22 protein-coding genes are annotated in these 20,661 nt (G+C 69.6%); 9 read left to right on the forward strand and 13 right to left on the reverse strand.

Annotated features, from left to right (window positions below; all coding sequences use genetic code 11):
* Nucleotides 1-4 precede the first annotated feature (4 nt).
* Together mgtE and EL493_RS27765 are read right to left on the reverse strand one after the other, a co-directional pair.
* The gene (mgtE, locus tag EL493_RS27760) at nt 5-1,462 is read right to left on the reverse strand and encodes a magnesium transporter (RefSeq protein ID WP_019048446.1); all 1,458 of its coding nucleotides are present in this window, start codon (nt 1,460-1,462) and stop codon (nt 5-7) included.
* Between the two features lie 354 nt (nt 1,463-1,816).
* Complete coding sequence (locus tag EL493_RS27765) at nt 1,817-2,398, reverse strand: TetR/AcrR family transcriptional regulator (protein WP_019048447.1); 582 nt, start codon at nt 2,396-2,398, stop codon at nt 1,817-1,819.
* A 77-nt stretch (nt 2,399-2,475) separates the two neighbouring features.
* On the opposite strand from EL493_RS27765, the gene EL493_RS27770 reads away from it, so the two are divergent.
* A complete protein-coding gene (locus EL493_RS27770; protein WP_019048448.1) occupies nt 2,476-3,162 on the forward strand; it encodes a DUF899 domain-containing protein in 687 nt (228 codons plus the stop codon).
* On the opposite strand, the gene EL493_RS27775 is transcribed toward EL493_RS27770, so the two are convergent.
* The gene (locus tag EL493_RS27775; RefSeq protein ID WP_036836516.1) at nt 3,141-3,674 is read right to left on the reverse strand and encodes a hypothetical protein; all 534 of its coding nucleotides are present in this window, start codon (nt 3,672-3,674) and stop codon (nt 3,141-3,143) included. The two genes, EL493_RS27770 and EL493_RS27775, sit on opposite strands and share 22 nt — an antisense overlap.
* Before the next feature lie 179 nt (nt 3,675-3,853).
* Here EL493_RS27775 and EL493_RS27780 point away from each other — a divergent pair, with 179 nt between their 5' ends.
* The 3 genes from EL493_RS27780 (at nt 3,854) to EL493_RS27790 (ending at nt 7,188) form a co-directional block, all read left to right on the forward strand.
* On the forward strand, nt 3,854-4,846 hold the full coding sequence (locus EL493_RS27780; protein ID WP_019048450.1) for an LLM class F420-dependent oxidoreductase: 993 nt from the start codon (nt 3,854-3,856) through the stop codon (nt 4,844-4,846).
* A gap of 198 nt (nt 4,847-5,044) precedes the next feature.
* Entirely contained in the window at nt 5,045-6,496 is a 1,452-nt protein-coding gene (locus tag EL493_RS27785) for an endoglycoceramidase I (protein WP_019048451.1), read from the forward strand.
* A 239-nt stretch (nt 6,497-6,735) separates the two neighbouring features.
* The gene (locus EL493_RS27790; RefSeq protein ID WP_019048452.1) at nt 6,736-7,188 is read left to right on the forward strand and encodes an RDD family protein; all 453 of its coding nucleotides are present in this window, start codon (nt 6,736-6,738) and stop codon (nt 7,186-7,188) included.
* A gap of 51 nt (nt 7,189-7,239) precedes the next feature.
* On the opposite strand, the gene nrdE is transcribed toward EL493_RS27790, so the two are convergent.
* The 4 genes from nrdE to EL493_RS27810 all read right to left on the reverse strand — a co-directional run bounded on the left by nrdE (nt 7,240) and on the right by EL493_RS27810 (nt 11,070).
* Nucleotides 7,240-9,321, reverse strand: coding sequence for a class 1b ribonucleoside-diphosphate reductase subunit alpha (gene nrdE / locus EL493_RS27795; RefSeq protein ID WP_198041110.1), 2,082 nt, complete (start codon nt 9,319-9,321; stop codon nt 7,240-7,242).
* Between the two features lie 59 nt (nt 9,322-9,380).
* A complete protein-coding gene (gene nrdI / locus EL493_RS27800; RefSeq protein WP_019048454.1) occupies nt 9,381-9,851 on the reverse strand; it encodes a class Ib ribonucleoside-diphosphate reductase assembly flavoprotein NrdI in 471 nt (156 codons plus the stop codon).
* A 23-nt stretch (nt 9,852-9,874) separates the two neighbouring features.
* Nucleotides 9,875-10,108: a redoxin NrdH gene (locus tag EL493_RS27805; protein ID WP_019048455.1), complete on the reverse strand. Its 234-nt coding sequence runs from the start codon at nt 10,106-10,108 to the stop codon at nt 9,875-9,877.
* Nucleotides 10,109-10,500: 392 nt separating this feature from the next.
* Complete coding sequence (locus tag EL493_RS27810; RefSeq protein WP_019048456.1) at nt 10,501-11,070, reverse strand: NAD(P)H-dependent oxidoreductase; 570 nt, start codon at nt 11,068-11,070, stop codon at nt 10,501-10,503.
* 97 nt (nt 11,071-11,167) lie between these two features.
* Between EL493_RS27810 and EL493_RS27815 the strand changes: the two genes are divergently transcribed.
* On the forward strand, nt 11,168-11,815 hold the full coding sequence (locus tag EL493_RS27815) for a TetR/AcrR family transcriptional regulator (RefSeq protein WP_022565496.1): 648 nt from the start codon (nt 11,168-11,170) through the stop codon (nt 11,813-11,815).
* Between the two features lie 6 nt (nt 11,816-11,821).
* Nucleotides 11,822-12,646 carry an ammonia-dependent NAD(+) synthetase gene (gene nadE / locus EL493_RS27820; RefSeq protein ID WP_019048458.1) on the forward strand — a complete coding sequence of 275 codons (825 nt, stop codon included), beginning with the start codon at nt 11,822-11,824 and terminating at the stop codon, nt 12,644-12,646.
* Nucleotides 12,647-12,673: 27 nt separating this feature from the next.
* Here the strand turns inward: nadE and EL493_RS27825 are convergent, their stop codons facing one another.
* The 3 genes from EL493_RS27825 to moaA are packed head-to-tail and all read right to left on the reverse strand — an operon-like array spanning nt 12,674 to nt 14,338.
* Nucleotides 12,674-13,039 (reverse strand): iron chaperone, encoded by a 366-nt coding sequence (locus EL493_RS27825; protein WP_019048459.1) that lies wholly within the window; start codon nt 13,037-13,039, stop codon nt 12,674-12,676.
* A 5-nt stretch (nt 13,040-13,044) separates the two neighbouring features.
* Nucleotides 13,045-13,287 (reverse strand): MoaD/ThiS family protein, encoded by a 243-nt coding sequence (locus EL493_RS27830; RefSeq protein ID WP_019048460.1) that lies wholly within the window; start codon nt 13,285-13,287, stop codon nt 13,045-13,047.
* Nucleotides 13,280-14,338 carry a GTP 3',8-cyclase MoaA gene (moaA, locus tag EL493_RS27835; protein WP_030203376.1) on the reverse strand — a complete coding sequence of 353 codons (1,059 nt, stop codon included), beginning with the start codon at nt 14,336-14,338 and terminating at the stop codon, nt 13,280-13,282. Before moaA ends, EL493_RS27830 begins: the two co-directional genes overlap by 8 nt.
* Before the next feature lie 142 nt (nt 14,339-14,480).
* On the opposite strand from moaA, the gene EL493_RS27840 reads away from it, so the two are divergent.
* From EL493_RS27840 to EL493_RS27850, 3 genes are read left to right on the forward strand one after another with little or no spacing between them, the layout of a single operon-like run.
* Nucleotides 14,481-15,686 (forward strand): molybdopterin molybdotransferase MoeA, encoded by a 1,206-nt coding sequence (locus tag EL493_RS27840; RefSeq protein WP_019048462.1) that lies wholly within the window; start codon nt 14,481-14,483, stop codon nt 15,684-15,686.
* Nucleotides 15,683-16,705, forward strand: a complete 1,023-nt coding sequence (moaCB, locus tag EL493_RS27845; RefSeq protein ID WP_022565494.1) for a bifunctional molybdenum cofactor biosynthesis protein MoaC/MoaB — start codon at nt 15,683-15,685, stop codon at nt 16,703-16,705. The genes EL493_RS27840 and moaCB overlap by 4 nt, the downstream gene beginning before the upstream one ends.
* Complete coding sequence (locus EL493_RS27850; RefSeq protein ID WP_019048464.1) at nt 16,698-17,129, forward strand: molybdenum cofactor biosynthesis protein MoaE; 432 nt, start codon at nt 16,698-16,700, stop codon at nt 17,127-17,129. Before moaCB ends, EL493_RS27850 begins: the two co-directional genes overlap by 8 nt.
* Before the next feature lie 3 nt (nt 17,130-17,132).
* On the opposite strand, the gene EL493_RS27855 is transcribed toward EL493_RS27850, so the two are convergent.
* From EL493_RS27855 to EL493_RS27865, 3 genes are all read right to left on the reverse strand, one after another.
* On the reverse strand, nt 17,133-18,152 hold the full coding sequence (locus EL493_RS27855) for a CobW family GTP-binding protein (protein ID WP_019048465.1): 1,020 nt from the start codon (nt 18,150-18,152) through the stop codon (nt 17,133-17,135).
* Nucleotides 18,153-18,231: 79 nt separating this feature from the next.
* On the reverse strand, nt 18,232-19,908 hold the full coding sequence (locus EL493_RS33940) for an N-acetylmuramoyl-L-alanine amidase (protein ID WP_019048466.1): 1,677 nt from the start codon (nt 19,906-19,908) through the stop codon (nt 18,232-18,234).
* A 176-nt stretch (nt 19,909-20,084) separates the two neighbouring features.
* Nucleotides 20,085-20,621 (reverse strand): sigma-70 family RNA polymerase sigma factor, encoded by a 537-nt coding sequence (locus EL493_RS27865; RefSeq protein ID WP_019048467.1) that lies wholly within the window; start codon nt 20,619-20,621, stop codon nt 20,085-20,087.
* Nucleotides 20,622-20,661 lie beyond the last annotated feature (40 nt).

Below are 20,661 nucleotides of genomic sequence, written 5' to 3' on the forward strand. Positions count from 1 at the left end.
ACGCTCAGATTCCGAGCACGAGCTTGGCGGTGGTGAAGTAGATGATCAGCCCGGTCGCGTCGACCAGGGTGGTCACCATCGGCGCCGACACCACGGCCGGGTCGATGCGGAACTTCTTGGCCAGCAACGGCATCGTGCCGCCGATGGTGGCGGCCCAGCCACAGATGATCACCAGCGTGATCGCCACGACCACGGCCACCTTGGGTCCGACGAACAGCGTGCCGATCAGCAGACCCGCCGCGGCGAGCATGCTGCCCAGCACCAGGCCGACCCGGCATTCGCGCCAGATCACCTTGAACAGGTCCGAGACCCGCACCTCGCCGACGGCCAGCGCGCGCACGCACGCGGTCGCGGCCTGCGCGCCCGCGTTGCCGCCCGCGCCGATCAGCAGCGGGATGAACAGCGCCAGGCTGGCGGCCTGCTCGAGCGTCGCCGAGAAGATGTCGGTGACGCTCACGGTGAGCGTGGCGGCGAACAGCAGCAGCATCAGCCACAGCGCCCGGTAGCGCGCGAGCTGGAACACCTTGGCGGCCATGTAGTGGCCCTCCCAGGGCGCCGAGCCCGCCTGCTTGGCGACGTCCTCGCTGTCGGCCGCCTCCAGCACCTCCATCGCGTCGTCGATGGTGAGCAGCCCGACCACCCGGTCCTCGCTGTCCACCACGACCAGGTTGATGTCGTTGGTGGAGCTCATCAGGCGGGCGGCCTTCTCCGCGGAGTCGGTGGCGCGCACGAAAGCCGGTTCGGTGACGACCAATTCGGACACCATGGCGTCGGGGGCGTGCAGCACCAGCTCCCGCAGCTCGACGATGCCGGTGAGCCTGCGACCGCGGTCGACCACGGGCAGCGTGTACACCGTCTCGGCGTTGCCGCCCTTGGCGCGCACCCAGCTCAGCGCCTGGGCCACGGTCAGGTTGTCCGGCAGCGCGACGACTTCCGGCGTCATGTACTGACCGACCGAGCCCTCGGGGTAGCCGAGCAGCGCGGCGGTCATCCGGCGCTCGCGCGGGCTCAGCCCGGCCAGCACCTTCTTGGCCACCTTGGCCGGCGCCTCGTGCAACATGCGGGCCCGGTCGTCGGGGTCCATCGCCTCGACCAGGTCGCGAAAGCTCTTCTCGCGCAGGCCCTGCAGGATCTGCTGCTGGTCGACCGGCTCGAGCTCCTCGAAGACGGTGATCGCGCGATCCTTGTCGAGCAGGCGGAACACGACACCGGCCTGCACGGCGTCCATCCGGGCCAGCGCGTCGGCGATGACGTGCGGCGGGCGGTTGTCGAGCCAGTTCATGGCGCCGTCGACCCGGTGGGTCTCGACGAGGTGGCGCACCGATTCCGCCAGGATCTCCAGCGCCTCGGTCACCGCATGGTCCTCGACGCCCTTGTTCGTGTCGAGGCGCGGCGAATCCGCTTCGGGCACAGCGGAATCGGCGGTTACGTGACGGGCTTCGACGAGGTCGATCTGCGACATGGGACAGTCCTCTGGCGCGACAACGCGCATGCCCGCGGCAAGACCGCGGGGATGCTACGAGAGTGGATCGGGAAACGGTGGTGCACACCGCGGGCGTCCACCGCCACGACCGTCACGCACAGCCGACTCGGATCGGCCGGAATTCAGTGAGAGGACGAAGGGGCGACGCCGCGCGGCCTTCGACTGGGGGGTTCGCTGCGCATCGCAACACCACCTCCTCGTCGCCGCTGCAGGCCATCGCCGTGCAGATCGCTCGGAGTACCCGACCGGGCACACCCTTCCACCTGCAGAATACATGCGAAGCCCAGAGGTTTCATCTCGACGCAGGCGTACCACTGGTCACAGTGATCTCGATCACACCTCGCGTGGCAGTCCGGCGATGACGGTGTCGACCGCCCGCTCGGCCAGCCGCCACAGTTCGGCGCGCTCCAGATGCCGCAGCGGGCCGCGCAGCGCGAGCTCGGCGAACCCGTGCACGGTCGACCAGCAGCTCCAGGTGGCGGCCGCGCGCGCCGCCGGGTCCAGCTCGCCGACGTGGACCATCATGTCGAGCGCGTCGGCCAGGGCGAGATAGGCGGGCGAGTCGCGAACCGAGTCCGGCGAGGTGTCACCCGCACCGAAGAAGGCCACCGCGAACCAGCCCGGCTCGGCCAGCGCGAACGCGATATAGCCCAGCCCCACCGCGCGCAAGCTCTCGCGCGGCGCCGCGGGTTCGCGGCCGGCGGCCATGCCCGCGGCCATAGTGGCCTCGATGGCGGCCGACACCGCGCGCAGCAGCGCCAGCCGGTCGGGAAAGTGCCGGTAGGCGGCATTGGGGGTGACGCCGACGCTGCGGGTGACGGCACGGATCGTGAGCGCTTCGGGGCCGCCGGACCTGGTCATCTCCAGCCCGGCATCGATCAGCGCCGCGGCGAGATCGCCGTGATGGTAGGCCAACCCTTGCACTCCCGTCCGCTGAAGTCTACGGTGTGAACATAGCAGATGTGCACGCCGTACACATTGAGGGGACCACCATGACCGCACTCCCGGCCATCGTCGACCGCGACACCTGGCAGGCCGAACTCGACAAGCTCCGGATCCGCGAGAAGGCCGCGACCCGCGAACTCGACGCGGTCGCCGCGCAGCGCCGCCGCCTGCCTGCCGTGGAACTGCCGCCCTACACCCTGAAAGCCGAAGACGGCGGCGATGTCTCGCTGGCCGAGGTCTTCGACGGGCACAGCCAGCTGATCACCTATCACCACATGTGGACCGACGGGAACACCTGGCAGTGCCCCGGCTGCACCGGCCTCACCGCGCAATACGCCCGGCTGGACTTCCTCGCCGCCTACGACGCGCGGTTCGTGATCGTCACCCAGGGCCCGATCGAGGAGGCCCTCGCCTACAAGCGGCGGGTCGGCAACACCATGACCTGGTACTCCACCCACGACAGCCCGTTCGGCGCCGACATGGGCGCGGGCCCCGGCGCCGGTTTCGCGGTGAACACCTTCCTGCGCGACGGCGACACCGTCTACCGCAGCTGGCACACCGACGGCCGCGGCACCGAACAGCTCGCCTACACCTTCGGCCTGATCGACGCGCTCCCCTACGGCCGCCAGGAGGAATGGCAGGACAGCCCCGAGGGCTGGCCGCAGTCGCCGACCTACAGCCGGTGGCCGAGCTCGAAGGACATCGCCGCCAGCTACGGCGAACCGGGCGCCTGACCGGCCGCGTCCAGATCGGCGCCGATCATCCGTTCGACGGCAGGCCAGTCGGGCGTGTGGCACAGCCAGTCCGGCGCCGGTTCGGCCTGCGCGCCGAACAGGTACAGCCGCGGCACCACCGCGCGCAGCGCCCGGTGCACGTCGGGCCGGTCGTCGATCATGTGGGTGATGCCCAGTTCCGCGCAGTGCGGCGCCTTGTCGGCGCGGGTGCGGCAGAAGCGCAGATTCTCGCGGGGAATGCCGGTGCGGGCGGCGAAGTCGTGGTGGTCGAGCCACTGCCTGGTGCGTTCCTCGATCCGTGGGCCGCACTTGGAGATCACCCAGGCCTGCCCGCCGAAGCGGGGCACGAGCCGGGCCAGCACCTCGAAGGCGCCGGGCGTCGGTGGTGTGCGCATGGCCTCGGCGTAACCGCCGGAGAGGAAGACCGTGTCCGCGGTACCCGGCGTGAGCGCCGCCCCCTGGATGACCCGGCCGAAATCCACGCCGAGGCGTGGTCGTCGAATATCGTTCATACCCGTGCCAGCATGACCGTGACGGTGGTCGGTGACAAGCGAATATCCGCCGGTCCAGGATTCAGCGCGGCGCGCGTCCAATGCTTGCCTCGGTGCGCGGCAGTCGGGAAAGTGGGCAGGGCAGCCGCGGTGCGAGGTGCCGCGACATTCGGTTCGATCGACACACTGAGGAGAATCACGTGCGGTTCGGCATCTTCGTCCCCCAGGGCTGGCGGCTCGACCTGGTCGGCATCGAACCGGCGGACCAGTGGGCGGTGATGCGCGAACTGGCCCAGCGGTTCGACACGGGCAGCGATTGGGAGTCGATCTGGGTCTACGACCACTTCCACACCGTGCCGGTGCCGACGAACGAGGCCACCCACGAGGCGTGGACGCTCATGTCGGCGTTCGCGGCCAGCACCACCCGCGTCCGGCTCGGCCAGATGTGTACTGCCATGAGCTACCGAAACCCCGCCTACCTGGCCAAAGTCGCCGCCACCGTCGACCTGATCTCCGGCGGCCGGGTGGAGATGGGCATCGGCGGCGGCTGGTACGAACACGAGTGGCGCGCCTACGGTTACGGGTTCCCGTCGGCCGGTGAGCGGCTGGGCAGGCTCGACGAGGGCGTGCAGATCTTCCGGCAGGCGTGGCGAACCGGCCGGGCCACCCTGGACGGGAGGTACTACCAGGTCGACGACGCCATCGTGCACCCGAAGCCGTTGCAGGAGAACGGCATCCCGATCTGGATCGCGGGCGGCGGCGAGAAGAAGACCCTGCGCATCGCGGCGAAGTACGCCGACTACACCAACTTCAGCGGCGTCCCCGAGGAGTTCACCCACAAGTCGGAAATCCTGCGCGAGCACTGCGCCGAGGTGGGCACCGATTTCAGCGCCATCACCCGCACCTCCAATTTCAACGCGGTGGTCGGCAGCACCGAAACCGAAGTCCAGGAACGCCTTTCCGCCGTGATCGACCGCTACACCCCCTTCCTCGGCGCCGACGAGGCCAAGGCCCGCGTGCACGAGCAGTTCGGCACCAGCGCCGCCGTCGGCACCCCCGAACAGATCATCGAACGCCTCGGCGCGGTCAAGGATCTCGGCCTCGACTACGCCATCCTCAACTTCCCCGAAGCCGCCTACGACACCTCCGGCATCGAGCTCTTCGAACGCGAGGTCGTCCCCGCCCTGCGCTGACCGCCGCCATACGGGTGCGACCACCCGGATCTGTGTCCTTGACCACATCCGGGTGGTGCCGCTATGGTCTCCCGCCAAGACCTGGACAAGCGTTCAAATGAACACCTGTCCACTTCGCGGGATCGAGGGAAACGCATGGCGGTAGCGGGGATTCGGCGGCTCGGGCGATCGCTGCGAGCCGGGCGGGTAGGTGTCGCCGTGGCGCTGGTCCTGGGCATGATGGTCGGGGGTGCGCAGGGAGCGGTGGCGGCCGAGCCCGGGCTCACACCGCTGCGCGCGCAGGGGGCCGCGCTGGTCGACGGGTACGGGCGAACGGTGCTGCTGCACGGGGTGAACACCGTCGACAAGGACGCGCCGTACCTGCAGGCCGGTGACGGTTTCGCGCTCGACGACGACGCGGCGGCACTGCTCGCCCGGCACGGATTCAACACCGTGCGGCTCGGGGTGTCCTTCGACGCCCTGATGCCGACCAAGGGCGTCGTCGACACGGCCTACCTCGATCGCGTGGAGACGGTGGTGGATACCCTTGCCGCGCACGGGATCTACACCCTGCTCGACAATCACCAGGACGGATTGTCCGAGATCTGGCACGGCAACGGGTTTCCCGAATGGGCCATCCGGGCCAGGCCGGGTGAGGGTGAGCCGAATCCCGGCTTCCCGCTGTACTACCTGATGCCGAGCATGAACGCCGGGTGGGACGAGGTCTGGAACAACACCTACGGCGTCCTCGACCATCTCGGCACGGCGCTGGGCGCGCTCGCCGAGCGGATGAACGGGCGCGCGGGCGTGCTCGGCATCGAACTGCTCAACGAACCCTGGCCCGGCACAGCGTTTCTCACCTGCTTCCCGAACGGCTGTCCCGACTTCGACGCCAAGTACCAGCGCGCCCTGCAGCGGCTGACCGACGCGGTGCGGGCCCGCAACGGCGCGGTGCCGGTGTTCTGGGAGCCGAATGTCACCTGGAACGAGACCATGCCGAGTCACCTCGGCAAGAATCCGCCGATCACCAGCCCGAACATCGTGTTCTCCCCACACGACTACTGCATCCCCAGCCAGCTGGCCATCTACCTCGGCCTGCCCGAGGAACTGCGCGCGGTGTGCCCGGTGCAGCAGGACAAGACCTGGTCGAACATCGACGCGTTCACCGGCCGCACCGACATCCCCACGATGGTCACCGAATTCGGCGACGGCGACCCGGCGGTGCTGCGCAACACCACCACCCGCGCCGACGAACGCTTCGTCGGCTGGCACTACTGGCACTACCGCGGCACCGACGGCGATCCGTTCCGGGGTGAGCTCGGCCGCGAACTGGTCCGCACGTACCCGCGCGCCACCGCGGGTACCCCGGAGGCGATGGTGTTCGACTCGGCGACAGGCGATTTCGCCTACCGCTACCGCCCCGGCACGGCGTCGGCGCCCACCGAGATCTACGTGTCCGACCTGGCCATGCCCGACGGCTACGACGTGCGGGTCACCGGCGGTCACGTCACCTCGCCCGCCGGGGCCAGGGTGGTCACCGTGGTGGCCGACGGCACCGCGCCGGTCACCGTCCGCGTCCACCGGCCCGGATCCGCCGGCGCCGAGCTGCCCGCCGACGGTGGCAGCGGCTCCGCCTCGGGATTCCCCTGGTCCACCGGATCAGCGGGCTGAACGCGTCACCGGCCCGCTGCCCTTCCCCGGTAGCGGGCCGGTGGTGCCCACCGGCGGGCTCAGACCCAGCCGACATCGTGCGCCTCGATCGTGCCGTCGGCGATCGCCGCCACCAGTTGAGCGTGCACCCGATGCCGATGTGCGGGTGGGACGCCAGATTCGCAGCCCCCAGCGGTAGAACGTCCACGGCAAGGCCGGCACCCGGTGGTTGTTAAGCGGGGTCGGCCACGCTGGGCCACATGAGCACGACGACACCCACCCGGCGCTCCGAGCGGACCGGCGGCTACGAGCGCGACGCCGACGGTCGACTGACCTTCGTCCGTGCCGACGGCGCGCTTCCGCAGCGCCCCCGGGACGAATTCCCGCTCACCGGACGCACTTCCGACGACGGCGAGACCGGGGTGATCCCCGCCTTCCTCATCGACATGGCGCTGCACGCCGCGATCGGCGTCACCGCCTGGTACGTCGCCACCGGCACCACCGCCGTCCTCTACGGCATCGCCGCCTGGCTCGGCGCGTCTTTCCTGCACCGCACCGTGGTCCAGCGGTACACCCGCACGACGATCGGCAAGTGTTCGTTCGGCCTGCGCCTGCGCCACGCCGACGGCACCTACCCGTCCCTGTGGCAACTGATCCGCCAGTGGTTCCGCGGCGGCTGGTGCTGCTTCGACATCTTCGGCAGCATCGGATGAAACGAAAGGGCGGCCTCCCCGAGGAGACCGCCCTTTCGTCACGTGCTCAGCTCATAGCATGCAGCTGACGCAATTCTCGATTTCGGTCCCCTGCAAGGCCATTTGGCGCAGGCGGATGTAATAGAGCGTCTTGATTCCCTTGCGCCACGCGTAGATTTGCGCCTTGTTGATGTCGCGGGTGGTGGCGGTGTCCTTGAAGAACAGGGTCAGCGACAGGCCCTGGTCCACGTGCTGGGTGGCCGCGGCGTAGGTGTCGATGATCTTCTCGTAGCCGATCTCGTAGGCGTCCTCGTAGTACTCGAGGTTGTCGTTGGTGAGATACGGGGCCGGGTAGTAGACGCGGCCGATCTTGCCTTCCTTGCGGATCTCGATCTTCGACGCCACCGGGTGGATCGAGCTGGTGGAGTGGTTGATGTAGGAGATCGAGCCGGTCGGCGGGACGGCCTGCAGGTTCTGGTTGTAGATGCCGAACTCCTGGACCGAGGCCTTGAGTTCGCGCCAGTCGTCCTGGGTCGGGATGTGCACGCCGGCGTCGGCGAACAGCTGGGCGACCTTGTCGGTCTTGGGTTCCCACGCCTGGTCGGTGTACTTGTCGAAGTACTCACCACTGGCGTACTTGGACTCCGCGAAACCTCCGAAGGCGCTGCCGCGCTCCTTGGCGATCAGGTTCGAGGCCCGGATCGCGTGGTAGACCACGGTGTAGAAGTAGATGTTGGTGAAGTCGACGCCCTCTTCGGAGCCGTAGTGGACCCGCTCGCGCGCCAGGTAGCCGTGCAGGTTCATCTGCCCGAGGCCGATGGCGTGGGACTCGTTGTTGCCCTGCTCGATCGAGGGCACCGAGTAGATGTGGGTCTGGTCCGAGACGGCGGTCAGCGCGCGGATCGAGGTCTCGATGGTCTGCCCGAAGTCGGGCGAGTCCATCGCCTTGGCGATGTTGAGCGAACCCAGGTTGCAGGAGATGTCCTTGCCGACCTTCGAGTACGAGAGGTCGTCGTTGAACTCCGACGGGGTGGAGACCTGCAGGATCTCCGAGCACAGGTTCGAGTGGGTGATCTTGCCCTTGATCGGGTTGGCCCGGTTCACCGTGTCCTCGAACATGATGTACGGGTAGCCCGACTCGAACTGCAGCTCGGCGATGGTCTGGAAGAACTCGCGCGCCTTGATCTTCGACTTGCGGATGCGCTTGTCGTCGACCATCTCGTAGTACTTCTCGGTGACGTCGACATCGGCGAACGGCTTGCCGTAGATGCGCTCCACGTCGTAGGGCGAGAACAGGTACATGTCCTCGTTCTTCTTCGCCAGCTCGAAGGTGATGTCGGGGATCACCACGCCCAGCGAGAGCGTCTTGATGCGGATCTTCTCGTCCGCGTTCTCGCGCTTGGTGTCGAGGAAGCGGTAGATGTCGGGGTGGTGCGCGTGCAGGTACACCGCGCCCGCGCCCTGGCGCGCGCCGAGCTGGTTGGCGTAGGAGAACGAGTCCTCGAGCAGCTTCATGATCGGGATGACACCCGAGCTCTGGTTCTCGATCTTCTTGATCGGGGCGCCGTGCTCACGGATGTTGCTCAGCAGCAGGGCGACACCGCCGCCGCGCTTGGACAGCTGCAGCGCGGAGTTGATGGAGCGCCCGATGGACTCCATGTTGTCCTCGATGCGCAGCAGGAAGCAGGACACGGGCTCGCCGCGCTGCTTCTTGCCGGAGTTGAGGAAGGTGGGGGTGGCGGGCTGGAAACGGCCGTCGATGATCTCGTCGACCAGCTTGCTCGCCAGCACCTCGTCGCCGGCGGCCAGCGTCAGCGCGACCATGACCACACGGTCCTCGAACCGCTCCAGGTAGCGCTTGCCGTCGAAGGTCTTCAGCGTGTACGAGGTGTAGTACTTGAACGCGCCGAGGAAGGTGGGGAACCGGAACTTCTTGGCGTAGGCCTGCTGGAACAGGCCCTTGATGTACTCACGGGAGTACTGCTCGAGCACCTCGGTCTCGTAGTAGTTCTCCTTGACCAGGTAGTCCAGCTTCTCGTCGAGATTGTGGAAGAAGACGGTGTTCTGGTTGACGTGCTGGAGGAAGTACTGGTGCGCGGCCTCGCGATCCTTGTCGAACTGGATCTTGCCGTCGGCGCCGTACAGGTTCAGCATCGCGTTGAGGGCGTGGTAGTCGAGGACCTCGCCTGCCTCGCCGCGCACCGCGGACTGCTCTAGGCGGGCAGTCTTGCCGGTCGGTGCTGTGGTTGCTGTTGCCAAAACAATCCCAATCCCTCTCGGACGCGCGCGACGTCCTCAGCGGTTCCCATGAGTTCGAAGCGATACAGGTACGGCACCCCGCATTTGCGCGAGATGATGTCGCCCGCAGCGCAATAGGTATCGCCGAAGTTCGTGTTGCCGGCCGCGATCACCCCGCGCAGCAGGGCGCGGTTGTGCGGGTCGTTGAGGAACTTGGCGACCTGCCGCGGTACGAGGTCCTTGTCGGACCGTTGTCCCCCCATGACGTGCCGACCACCCCCGTAGGTGGGAGTGATCAGCACGTAGGGTTCGTCGACGCGCAGCGATTCAGCGGTGTGCAGTGGTAGCCGAGTAGCCGGGAGTCCCAGCTTCTCGACGAAACGACGAGTGTTCTCCGAAGCGCTGGAGAAGTAGACCAGCCCGCCCGGAGTGATCCGCTCGGGCATGGGCGCCTCCTTCCGGCGAAGTCCTAGGCGGCCGCGACGGCGAGCGACTTGATGCGGTCGGGACGGAAGCCCGACCAGTGATCCTCACCGGCGACGACGACCGGAGCCTGCAGGTACCCGAGCGCCATGACGTAATCGCGCGCCTCGGCGTTCTCGGAGATGTCGATGATCTCGTAGTCCACCCCGGCCTTGTCGAGGGCCTTGTAGGTGGCATTGCACTGGACGCAAGCGGGCTTGGTGTACACGGTGACGGTCATCTAGGTTCTCCCTCTCCTATGCCTGATCCACAGCCTGTGATCCGTATGCAGTGCACGAACGGTGATGCTGCGCAAACTCCTGGATCTGGCGAAGAAAGCCCTGCTCGTAACCCCTTCCCTTGGGCCCGATCAGTGGTGGCTTCACACCGTGTTCCAGTACCGAAGACACTACACCTAGTGGCCGACAGATTGGAACAACACAAGGTGTTGCGAGTCGCACAGATGTAATTCCCACGCGGTAAGTCCCAGGACGCGCGATCGACACGCTGGGGAAACAGTGGCCCAGATCACGATTTTGCATCCCGGCGAGTCTTCAGCAAACTCGCGGACACAGCGAAGGGGCGTCGCATCCGCGATGGATGCGACGCCCCTCGGAAGAGCCGCTCGACAGCTTACGCGGTGACGAGCGAGCCGTCCGCCGCGGTCACCAGTTCGTGCACGGTGGCGCCGAGCTGGGTCAGCGCCTCGGCGTCCTGGGTCGGGTGGGTCTGGCCGAAACGCTCGCCGATGGTGCCGAAGCGCGCGGTGGCGGCCTCGACGACCACACCGCCGGCCACGCCGATCGCCTTCACGGTGTCACCGTGGGCCCACTCGGCGGCACGGGGGCTGATCGAGGCGCTCACCACGGCGACGGGCTTACCCTTGATCGCACCGGCGGCGTAGGGGCGCGAGGCCCAGTCGATGGCGTTCTTCAGCACGGCGGGCAGGGTGCCGTTGTACTCCGGGGTCACCAGCAGCAGGGCGTCGGCCTGGGCCACCGCGGCCCGCAGCGCCTCGGCCTGCGCGGGGACGGCGCCGGGTACGTCGAGGTCCTCGTTGTAGAACGGGATCTCGGCCAGGCCCTCGTAGATCTCGATGTCGACACCCTCGGGAGCGGTCTGCGCGGCGGTTTCGGCCAGCTGGCGGTTGATCGAGCCCGCGCGCAGGCTGCCGACGAGAGTGAGGATGCGGGTCTCGGCCATGTCTGACTCCTGGTGTACTGAGTGGGATGTTCGAAGTTTCATCCGACAATAACCGGACCTCGGTCCGATTACTTCCCGCGGAGGACGTGTGAGCAGCGTGAGCTCCAGCACACCGAGGTCGGACGAGCCCGCGCTGCTGCCGATCGGTCGACCGCTGCCCGGCAACGCCGAGCCCGTCGAGCGCGCCGACGCCGCCCGCAACCGCGCGCTGCTGCTCGACGCGGCCCAGCAGCTCGTGCGCGAGCACGGTGTCGACAGCCTGACCATGGACGCGCTGGCCAAGCGGGCCGGCGTCGGCAAGGGCACGGTGTTCCGCCGGTTCGGCAATCGCACCGGGCTGATGCTGGCGCTGCTCGACCACTCCGAACAGAAGTTCCAGGCCGCGTTCATGTTCGGACCGCCCCCGCTCGGCCCCGCCGCGGCCCCGGTGGACCGGTTGATCGCGTTCGGCCGCACCCGGCTGCAGAACATCGCGATCGAGGGCGACCTGCATCGCGCCGCCGAGGCCAAGGGCCGCTTCGGCGCCGGACCGTTCGCCCTGCACAAGGCCCATGTCGTGCTGCTGCTGCGAGCGGCGGGCGTGGACGGCGAACTGCCGCTGATCGCCGACACCCTGCTGTCGGCGCTCTCGGCGGAGCTGGTGACCCACCAGATCGACATCCTCGGTCACACCCGCGCTCAGCTCGGCGACAACTGGGAATGGCTCGTTCGCCGGGTCGTTTCCCCTGTCGCACACGTAGAGTGAGACGGCATGGGGACACTGCGTGAACAGATCATCGCCGAGTTGGGCGTGCTGCCGGAGATCGAGCCGAAGCAGGAGGTCCGCCGCCGGGTCGACTTCCTCAAGGACTACCTGAACTCCACCCCCGCCAAGGGCTTCGTCCTCGGCATCAGCGGCGGCCAGGACAGCGCGCTGGCGGGCAGGCTGTGCCAGCTCGCCGCCGAGGAGCTGCGCGCCGAGGGCGGCGAGGCCACCTTCCTCGCGGTGCGGCTGCCCTACGGCGTGCAGGCCGACGAGCACGACGCGCAGGTGGCGCTGAACTTCGTCGACCCCGACCGGTGCGTCGTGGTGAACGTGAAGCCGGGCGCCGACGCGGTGGCCGCGGAGGTCGCCGGCGCGCTCGATCACGAGCGGTTACGCGATTTCGTGCGCGGCAACATCAAGGCCCGCGAGCGGATGGTTGCCCAGTACGCGCTGGCCGGGCAGGAGAACTTGCTGGTGGTCGGCACCGACCACGCCGCCGAGGCGGTCACTGGGTTCTTCACCAAGTTCGGTGACGGCGGCGTCGACCTGACCCCGCTCACCGGTCTCACCAAGCGCCAGGGCGCGGCCCTGCTGCAGGAGCTGGGCGCGCCGTCCAGCGTTTGGTCCAAGGTCCCCACGGCCGACCTCGAGGACGACCGGCCCGCGCTGCCCGACGAGGAAGCCCTCGGCCTGCGCTACGCCCAGATCGACGACTACCTCGAAGGCAAGGACGTCACGCCCGAGGTCGCCGCGCGCGTCGAGCAGGTGTTCACCAACACCCGGCACAAGCGCACGGTTCCGGTCACCCCGCTCGACACGTGGTGGAAGTAGCCGACGCGGCGTGACCCGCGCGCGCGATCAGTCCTCGCAGATCGCGCCGCCGGTCGCGGCGGTCGCGCGCAACAGGTCGCGGACGAGGTCGTAGTCCGGTTCCCCGCGGAAGCGCAGACAGCTCTTTCCCATGTCCGCGTTCGCGAGCCGGTCCGCGAACGCGGCACGGACGTCGGAGCGCAGCAGGTAGAAGGAGATGTACTGCTTCTGGCCCGCGAAGGACGCCTCGCCGACGCCGTCGCGCTCGTAGGACGGCATGCCGTAGGCCATCACCTCGGTGAAGCCGGGGAGTTCGGCCAGGCACAGCTCACGCAACCGGGTCAGCGGCGCGCGCCGCGCGTCCGGGAGCTGGGCGAGGTAGGTCTCGACGTCGGGCGCCGCGCTCCGGACCATCGCCGTCAGCCGCCCGCGAACGGCGGCAGGACGTCCACGCGATCGCGGAGCATGGCCGTGGGATCGCGGGTGAGCTCGTCACCGATCAGGAAGGCGCAGACGCCGACCAGGGTGTCGATCTCGGAGCCGTAGGTGGCGGCGAGAGTGGCCCGCAGGTCGGCGACGGTCGCGCCGGTGGGCAGGTCCAGTGATTCGGTGTTCTTGCCGACCGCGTCGGCGATCGCGGCGAAGTAGCGGACCTCAACCACCGATGGCTCCCATCGTGCGTTCCGGAGGGACGAAGCCGGCGGCGTCGATGCCGTGTCCCGCCCATTTCTGCCACATGGCGCCGCGCCACAGCTCGGCGATCTCGTCGTCGTCGGCGCCTGCCCGCAGTGCGGTGCGCACGTCGAACTCCTGATCGCTGAACAGGCAGGAGCGCAGCATGCCGTCGGCCGTGAGCCGGGTCCGGTCGCAGCTGTCGCAGAACTTGCGGGTGACGGTGGCGATGATGCCGACCGTGGCCGGTCCGCCGTCGACCAGCCATTTCTCGGCCGGTGCGGACGGGTCGGCGCGCCCGGCCTCGGTGAGGGTGAACCGCTGACCGAGCACGTCGAGCAGATCGGCGGCGGTCACCATGTTGTTGCGTGCCCACTCGTGGTCGGCGTCGAGCGGCATCTCCTCGATGAAGCGCAACTCACACTGTTCGGCCAGGCACCAGGCCAGCAGGTCCGGCGCCCCGGCCAGGTTCTGGCGCATCAGCACGGCGTTCACCTTCACCGGAGCGAGTCCGGCGTCCCGGGCGACGCGGATGCCGTTGAGCACCGATTCGAGCCGATCCCGGCGGGTCAGCCGGGTGAAGTCGGCCCGGTCGACGGTGTCGAGGGAGACATTGACCCGGCTGAGCCCGGCCCGCACCAGGCCGCGCGCCCGGTGTTCGAGGCCGACGCCGTTGGTCGTCATCGCCAGGGGCGTGCCGGGTACCGCCGCGTGACAGCCCGCGATGATCTCTTCCAGCTCCCGCCGCATCAGCGGTTCACCGCCGGTGAAGCGCACCTCGCGGACGCCGAGTTCGCGCACGGCCAGCGAGACCAGCCGGACGATCTCCTCGGCGCTGAGCAGTTCCTCGCGCGGGATCGGCGGCAGCCCTTCCTCGGGCATGCAGTAGGTGCAGCGCAGCGAGCACTTCTCGGTGATGGAGACACGCAGGTCGCGGGCGACCCGGCCGAAGCGGTCGACGAGGAGCGGCGTCTCGGGCCGGCCGTCGAGGGAAGGCCGCTCCGATCGCACAGCGGGTATCCCCATTTCGACCAGCGTCATTCCTACAGTATGACCCGTCCGGGCCGCCGGGAACCGTCGGGAGCGCCGATCCGTCGCCAAGTGGACTACTCACCGCCGGGGCCGGGTCGCGGTGAGCGATCCGGGGCTGACCCGCCGGTCGGACGGCGATTAGGCTGAGATCATGAATCCCCGGCCCGCGACCGCGTCGGCGCGCAGCGTCGACGAGTACCGCGACACCGTCGCCGCGCTGCTGGCCCACCTCGCCGACCGCCCGGCCGAGCAGGTGGCGGTGCCCGACGCGCTGGGCCGGGTGCTGGCCGCCGATGTGGTGTCGCCGATCGATCTGCCGGTGTTCCGCAACTCGGCGATGGACGGATACGCGGTGCGCGCCGCGGACGTGGCCGTCACGCCGGTCACGCTGCCGGTCGCCGGGGTCGTCGCCGCGGGCAAGCCGGGCACCGCCCCGCTGCCCGCCGGTTCGGCGCTCAAGGTGATGACCGGTGCGCCGATTCCGCCGGGCGCCGACTGTGTGGTTCCCGTCGAGGACGTGCAGGCGGGCGCGGACCGGATCGTGGTCGAGCGGGGCCGTGGGTCCGGTGAGTTCGTGCGCGAGGCGGGCACCGATGTGCGCGCCGGCGCGCTGGTGGCCCGTGCGGGCTCGGTGCTGGCGCCCCGGCACATCGCGGCGCTGGCCGCGGTCGGGCTGCCCACCGTTCCGGTGCTGCGCAGGCTGCGCGCGGTGTGTATCACCACCGGCGACGAGCTGCGGCCCGCGGGCAGCGAGCTGGCGCCGGGCCAGATCTTCAACTCGAACGGGATCGCGCTGGCCGCGGCCCTGCGCGCGGACGCCGTCGAGGTGGTCGAGGTCGCGCACAGCACCGACGACCCGGCCGAGTTCACCGCCGTGCTGCGGGCCGCCGTGGCCGCCGCCGATGTGGTCTTCACCTCGGGCGGGGTGTCCAAGGGCGACTTCGAGGTGGTCAAGGATGTGCTAGCCCCGCTGGGCGGCACCTTCGGTTCGGTCGCCGTGCAGCCGGGCGGGCCGCAGGGCTACACCGTCGTCGACGGCGTCCCGGTGCTGAGCTTTCCCGGTAACCCGGTGAGCACGACGGTGTCCTACGCCGTGTTCGCGCGCGAGCCGATCCGCGCCCTGGGCGGCCTGCCGCCGGTCGACACCGCCGAGGTCACCCTGCTGACGCCGGTCCGCTCCCCCGCGGGCAGGCGGCAGTATCTGCGCGGGCTGGTCACCGACGGTGGCGTCGAGGTGGTCTCGGGTCCGGGGTCGCATCTCATCGCCGGGATGGCCTGGGCCGATGTGCTCGTCGACGTGCCCGCCGAGGTCACCGCGCTGCCCGTGGGAGCCACTGTGCGAATCTTGGCGCTATGAGCGAGTTGTCCCACGTCGACCACGAAGGTCGCGCGCGCATGGTCGATGTCAGCGGTAAGTCCGACACGGCGCGGATCGCCGTCGCCGCGGGCGAATTGCAGACCACCGCCGAAGTGGTCCGGCTGGTACGCGCCGAGGGGATGCCCAAGGCGGATGTGCTGTCGACGGCGCGGCTGGCCGGAATCGCCGGTGCGAAGAAGACTTCCGAGCTGATCCCGCTGTGCCATCAGCTGGCGTTGTCGTCGGTGAAGGTGGAGTTCGGCTTCACCGAGACCACCATCACGGTCGAGGCCACCGCGAAGACCACGGGGCCGACCGGGGTCGAGATGGAGGCGCTGACCGCGGTCGCCGTCGCGGGGCTCACCCTGCACGACATGGTGAAGGCGGTGGATCCCGCCGCGGTGATGAACGGGGTCCGGCTGGTCACCAAAGAGGGTGGGAAGCACGGGCATTGGGTGCGGCCCGAGGCGGCGGCGAGCCAGGCCGAAGCCGGACCGATCGAGAACGCCGCAGCGCCCGCCGACACCGCAACCTCGGAAAGTGCCGCGCGGACCGCGGTGGTCGTGGTCGCCTCCACCGGGGCCGCCGCGGGCACCCGCGTCGACACCACCGGCCCCGTTCTCGCCGAATGGCTGACCGCACAGGGCTTCTCGGTGCGCGGACCGCTCGTCCACGCCGACGCCGACATCGCCACCGGCCTGGCCGACGCCCTGCTCGGCGGCCCCGTCCTGGTGATCACCACCGGCGGCACCGGTGCCTCCCCCACCGATGCCACCCCCGAGGCCACCCGTGCCGTGCTCGACCGGGAGCTACCCGGCGTCGCCGACGCCATCCGGCAGCGTGGCACCGCGAAGTTCCCGCTCGCCGCGCTCAGCCGCGGCGTCGCCGGCCTGGCCGGGCGTACCGTGGTGGTCAATCTGCCCGGATCCCCCGGTGGGGTGAAAGACGGTATCGCGGTGCTGGAACCGCTGCTGGATCATCTGCTCGCGCAAGTAGCCGGAGGCGGCTCCCATGACTGACCACGGCGCGGTGCGCCTCACCACCATCAGCGATCAGGCGCTCGACCCGGTCGCCGTCGAGAAGGCCGTCGACGGACCGGAATTCGGTGCCGTGGTGGTGTTCACCGGCAAGGTGCGCAATCACGACGGCGGGCAGGCCGTGACCGCGCTCGAGTACTCGGCGCACCCGCAGGCCGAACGTTTCCTGCACACCATCTGCGCCGAAGTGGCTGCCGCGCACGGGCTTCCGGTGGCGGCGACGCATCGCATCGGCTCGCTCACCATCGGTGACCTGGCGATCGTGGTGGCCGTCGCGGCACCGCACCGGGCCGAGGCGTTCACGGTGTGCGCGGAATTGGTCGACCGGATCAAGCACGAGGTGCCGATCTGGAAGCGGCAGTTGTTCGCCGACGGCCTGTCCGAATGGGTCAACGCCTGCGGCTGAGCGTCACTGCGCGGTGTAGCGCCAGACGCCGAGCATCGCCTGCTCGTCCATCGGCTCCTCGCCCTCGAAGACGGTGGCGTGCAAGCGATCCAGGGCCGCCTCCTCGTCGAGTCCGGCACCGATCAGCACCAGGTTCGACACCCGTTCCTCGCCGCGCGCCCACGGTCCCGGCGTGAACACCACGTGCCTGCCGACCACGTGCAGCTCGAACTTGCGCCGCTCCCCCGCCACCGCGAACGTCACGCAGCCCTTGGCGCGGAACAGGCCGGGCGGCGGGTCCTCCAGGAAGCCGATCAGGGCGCGCGGGTCGAGCGCGCGTTTGCTGGTGAACGAGACCGAGACGTAGTCGTCGTGCAGGTGCCGGTGGTCCGGGTCGTCGTGATCGTGGTCGTGCTCGTCGAGCAGGGAGTCGAAGCTCAGCTGCTGCGCCACCTTCGGTTCCTCGCGCACCCGCTCGTCGAACAGCAGGCCGGGGTCGACGCGGCCGTGGGTGGTGGCGTAGACCGGGACCTGTCCCACCCAGTCCGTGATCCGCGTGCGCAGGGCGGTGAGTGTCGCGGCGGGCACACGGTCGGCCTTGTTCACCAGCACCAGATCGGCCAGCCGCAGGTGGGTCACCAGTTCCGGGTGCCGCGCGCTGGTCGACTCGAACAGTTCGGCGTCGACGACCTCGACGAGCCCGCCGTATCCGATCCGCGGGTTCGGGTTGGCCACCACCATCCGGATCAGATTCCGCGGCTCGGCCAGGCCGCTCGCCTCCACCACGATCACGTCGACCGCGCTGCGCGGCTGGGCCAGCTGCGCGAACAGGTCGTCGAGTTCGGACACGTCGACCGCGCAGCACACACAGCCGTTGCCCAGCGACACCATCGCGTCGACCTGGCCTGCCACCAGCATGGCGTCGATGTTGACCGCGCCGAAGTCGTTGACCACCACGCCGATCCGGGTACCCCGGTTGTTGCGCAGCAGGTAGTTGAGCAGGGTCGTCTTCCCCGACCCGAGAAAACCCGCAACGATCACCACAGGAATCACCGTGCCGATTGTGCCGCAACGCGCCGACGCCGCCTGCTCCGGGCGGAACAGGCGGCGTCGGCGGAGACGGCTACTTCGTCGGACCGAAGACGATCCCGACGAGGGTGTAGGCGAGGTTGATCAGCTGGTTGGTGATGGCGGTGTTGTCCATGCCGAGGGCACGGGCCAGCGGCATCAGCATCTCCATCACCGCCAGGATCGGGCCGCCCAGCGAACTCAGATCGGGCCCTTCCTCCTCCGCGGGCGCCGGCTGGTTCTTGGGCGTGGTGCCGCGCTGCCGTGGCGTGGGTGCCGGGGCCGCGGGCGCGCCGGGCGAGGCGGTGCGGACCTGGGTGCCGTTTCCCGTTCGGCCCGTCACGTCGGAGGGTGCCGGCACGGCGAGGTGACCACCCGACCCGGTCGGCGGTTTGGCCGGCTGGCCCGCCGGGCCCTGCTGACCGGCCGGCCCCTGTCCCGGTTGACCGCCGGGCATGTGGAAGTGGCCACTGGAACCGGCGGGAGGCTTCGGCACGACGGACACGGGGCGGGCCGGGGCCGCGGCGGGGGTGGTCGGGGCGGTGGACTGGTCGGCGGCCGGGGGCTGCTCCTCGGCGGGAGCCTGCTTGTCGGCTGGGGCGGGCGCGTCGCCGGGGGCAGGCGCCGGCCCGTCGGCGGGAGCGGGCTGATCAGCCGGAGCGGGCGCAGGCGACCCGTTGGCCGGGCTGGCCGGGTCCGCGGCGGCGGGGGTTTCCGTTGGTGTCGGCGTGTCGGAGCCGGCCGGGGCAGGCGAGGTCGACGAGTCCGCAGGGCTCGGCGCCGGCGTTTCGGCGGGAGTGGGTGCAGGGGTCGGTGACGTCTCGGAGCCCGTGGCCGGGGGCGAGGCCACTTCCGGTTCCTGCGCGGGCGTCGGCGCGGTGGTCGCGGCGGGGACCGGGCCCGGCGCCGGGTCCGGGTTCGAGACGGGCACCTCCGCCGACACCGGCTTGTTCAGCAGGAAGGCGACCACGCCGGTCGCGATGGCGACCGCGTGCTTGAGCTGCCCTTCGCGCGATTCCAGCAGGGCCGCGTCCTCGGCGTTGGCGCCGTTGCCCATCTCGACGAACACCAGCGGGACCTGCGTCAACGCCGGGCCCGCCACATCGGCGCGGGTCTGCAGGCCGTTGCTGACACCGGCGTAGGTGGCGGCGGGGAATCCGGAGGCCAGGTAGGCGTCGCGGACCGCGGTCGAGGCGGTGCGGCCCGGACCGGACTGGGCGCGGTCGGCGGCGGAGTCGGGGATCGGCAGCTCCGGCACGATCAGGTGGAAGCCGCGCTGGTCGGCGGGCGCGCTGTCGGCATGGATGCTCACCGCCACCGCCGCGCCGGACTGGTTGGCGGCGCGGGCGCGGTCGTCGACACAGCCGCCCCAGCCCGTGTCGTCGGCGCGACTCAGCACCACCTGGGCGCCGAGCGCCTGCAGCGAGGCCTTCACCAACTGCGTGACGTCCCAGTTGATGGTGTGCTCGGGGATGCCGCCGAGCGAGGTCATGCCCGTGGTCTGGCAGGCCTTGGTGCCGCCGCGGCCGTTGTCGACCTGCCGGTTCAGGTCCTCGCTGTGCGCCGAGCCCTGATGGCCGGGATCGAGGAAGACGGTGGTGCCCGCGAGCTGGTCACTGGCGGCCGGTTCGGGCGTGGCGACGGCGGGCCCTGGCACGAGCCCGGTCAGCGACACCGCGACGGCCGCGGAGATGGTGGAGCAGAGACCGGCCTTGATGATGTTTGGTTGCATGTTCGGTCGGTGCTCCGGAACGGAGCACCCCTCCCTTCCCATTGGTAACACCAAACCCAGTGGTTCACTCTTGCAACGTGAGCAACTACAGAGCAAGCACCGTTACCGAACTGTGACGGCAGGGAAGAGCAGGTTAGCGCTGGTCAGGCGCCCAGATCAGGAGCGGGACCGGCAGGTCAGGCAACCTCCGGCAATTGCCGCAGCGAGCGCAGCGCGTAGTGCACGCGCGTCTTGACAGTGCCCACCGGAACACCGAAATCGGCGGCCACCTCCCGGTATCCGCGATCGCGCAGGATCACCTCGACCACCGCGGCGCGCTGCGGTTCCGGCAGCCGCGCCAGCAGCTGATCCACCAGCAGCCCGTCGACCAGCCCGTCCGCGAAGTCGGGTCTCCCGCAGCCGGGCACCTCGGTGATGTCCTCCCAGCCCACATCGCCGGGCCGGACCGCGCGGGCCCGCACGATATCGACGACGACATTGCGTTCGATCGCCAGCAGCCAGGTCCGCACGCTGCCTTTGCGTTCGTCGAAGTCCCGGCACGAACGCCAGCCGCGCAGCAGGGTCTCCTGCACCGCGTGCTCGGCCAACCCTGGGTCGCCGAGACTGCGCATCGCCCGCCAGTGCAGCAGGCCGCGGTCGGCGGCCAGCACCTGGGCCAGCCCGTCGGTGGTACACAGTCGCGCGCAGTGCGCACCGCAGGAATCGTCCTTCATATGGGGTTATCGCACCGGCTCGTCCCGATGACAACGCCGT

The sequence above is a fragment of the Nocardia asteroides genome (genome assembly GCF_900637185.1).
Lineage (GTDB): Bacteria > Actinomycetota > Actinomycetes > Mycobacteriales > Mycobacteriaceae > Nocardia > Nocardia asteroides.

Coding starts and splice junctions, on each gene's coding strand:
- mgtE (WP_019048446.1), bottom strand. CDS start 1,462: ATGTCGCAGATCGACCTCGTCGAAGCCCGTCACGTAACCGCCGATTCC.
- EL493_RS27770 (WP_019048448.1), top strand. CDS start 2,476: ATGACCGCACTCCCGGCCATCGTCGACCGCGACACCTGGCAGGCCGAA.
- EL493_RS27775 (WP_036836516.1), bottom strand. CDS start 3,674: ATGAACGATATTCGACGACCACGCCTCGGCGTGGATTTCGGCCGGGTC.
- EL493_RS27790 (WP_019048452.1), top strand. CDS start 6,736: ATGAGCACGACGACACCCACCCGGCGCTCCGAGCGGACCGGCGGCTAC.
- nrdE (WP_198041110.1), bottom strand. CDS start 9,321: ATGCTGAACCTGTACGGCGCCGACGGCAAGATCCAGTTCGACAAGGAT.
- nrdI (WP_019048454.1), bottom strand. CDS start 9,851: ATGCCCGAGCGGATCACTCCGGGCGGGCTGGTCTACTTCTCCAGCGCT.
- EL493_RS27805 (WP_019048455.1), bottom strand. CDS start 10,108: ATGACCGTCACCGTGTACACCAAGCCCGCTTGCGTCCAGTGCAATGCC.
- EL493_RS27810 (WP_019048456.1), bottom strand. CDS start 11,070: ATGGCCGAGACCCGCATCCTCACTCTCGTCGGCAGCCTGCGCGCGGGC.
- nadE (WP_019048458.1), top strand. CDS start 11,822: ATGGGGACACTGCGTGAACAGATCATCGCCGAGTTGGGCGTGCTGCCG.
- EL493_RS27825 (WP_019048459.1), bottom strand. CDS start 13,039: ATGGTCCGGAGCGCGGCGCCCGACGTCGAGACCTACCTCGCCCAGCTC.
- moaA (WP_030203376.1), bottom strand. CDS start 14,338: ATGACGCTGGTCGAAATGGGGATACCCGCTGTGCGATCGGAGCGGCCT.
- EL493_RS27840 (WP_019048462.1), top strand. CDS start 14,481: ATGAATCCCCGGCCCGCGACCGCGTCGGCGCGCAGCGTCGACGAGTAC.
- moaCB (WP_022565494.1), top strand. CDS start 15,683: ATGAGCGAGTTGTCCCACGTCGACCACGAAGGTCGCGCGCGCATGGTC.
- EL493_RS27850 (WP_019048464.1), top strand. CDS start 16,698: ATGACTGACCACGGCGCGGTGCGCCTCACCACCATCAGCGATCAGGCG.
- EL493_RS33940 (WP_019048466.1), bottom strand. CDS start 19,908: ATGCAACCAAACATCATCAAGGCCGGTCTCTGCTCCACCATCTCCGCG.
- EL493_RS27865 (WP_019048467.1), bottom strand. CDS start 20,621: ATGAAGGACGATTCCTGCGGTGCGCACTGCGCGCGACTGTGTACCACC.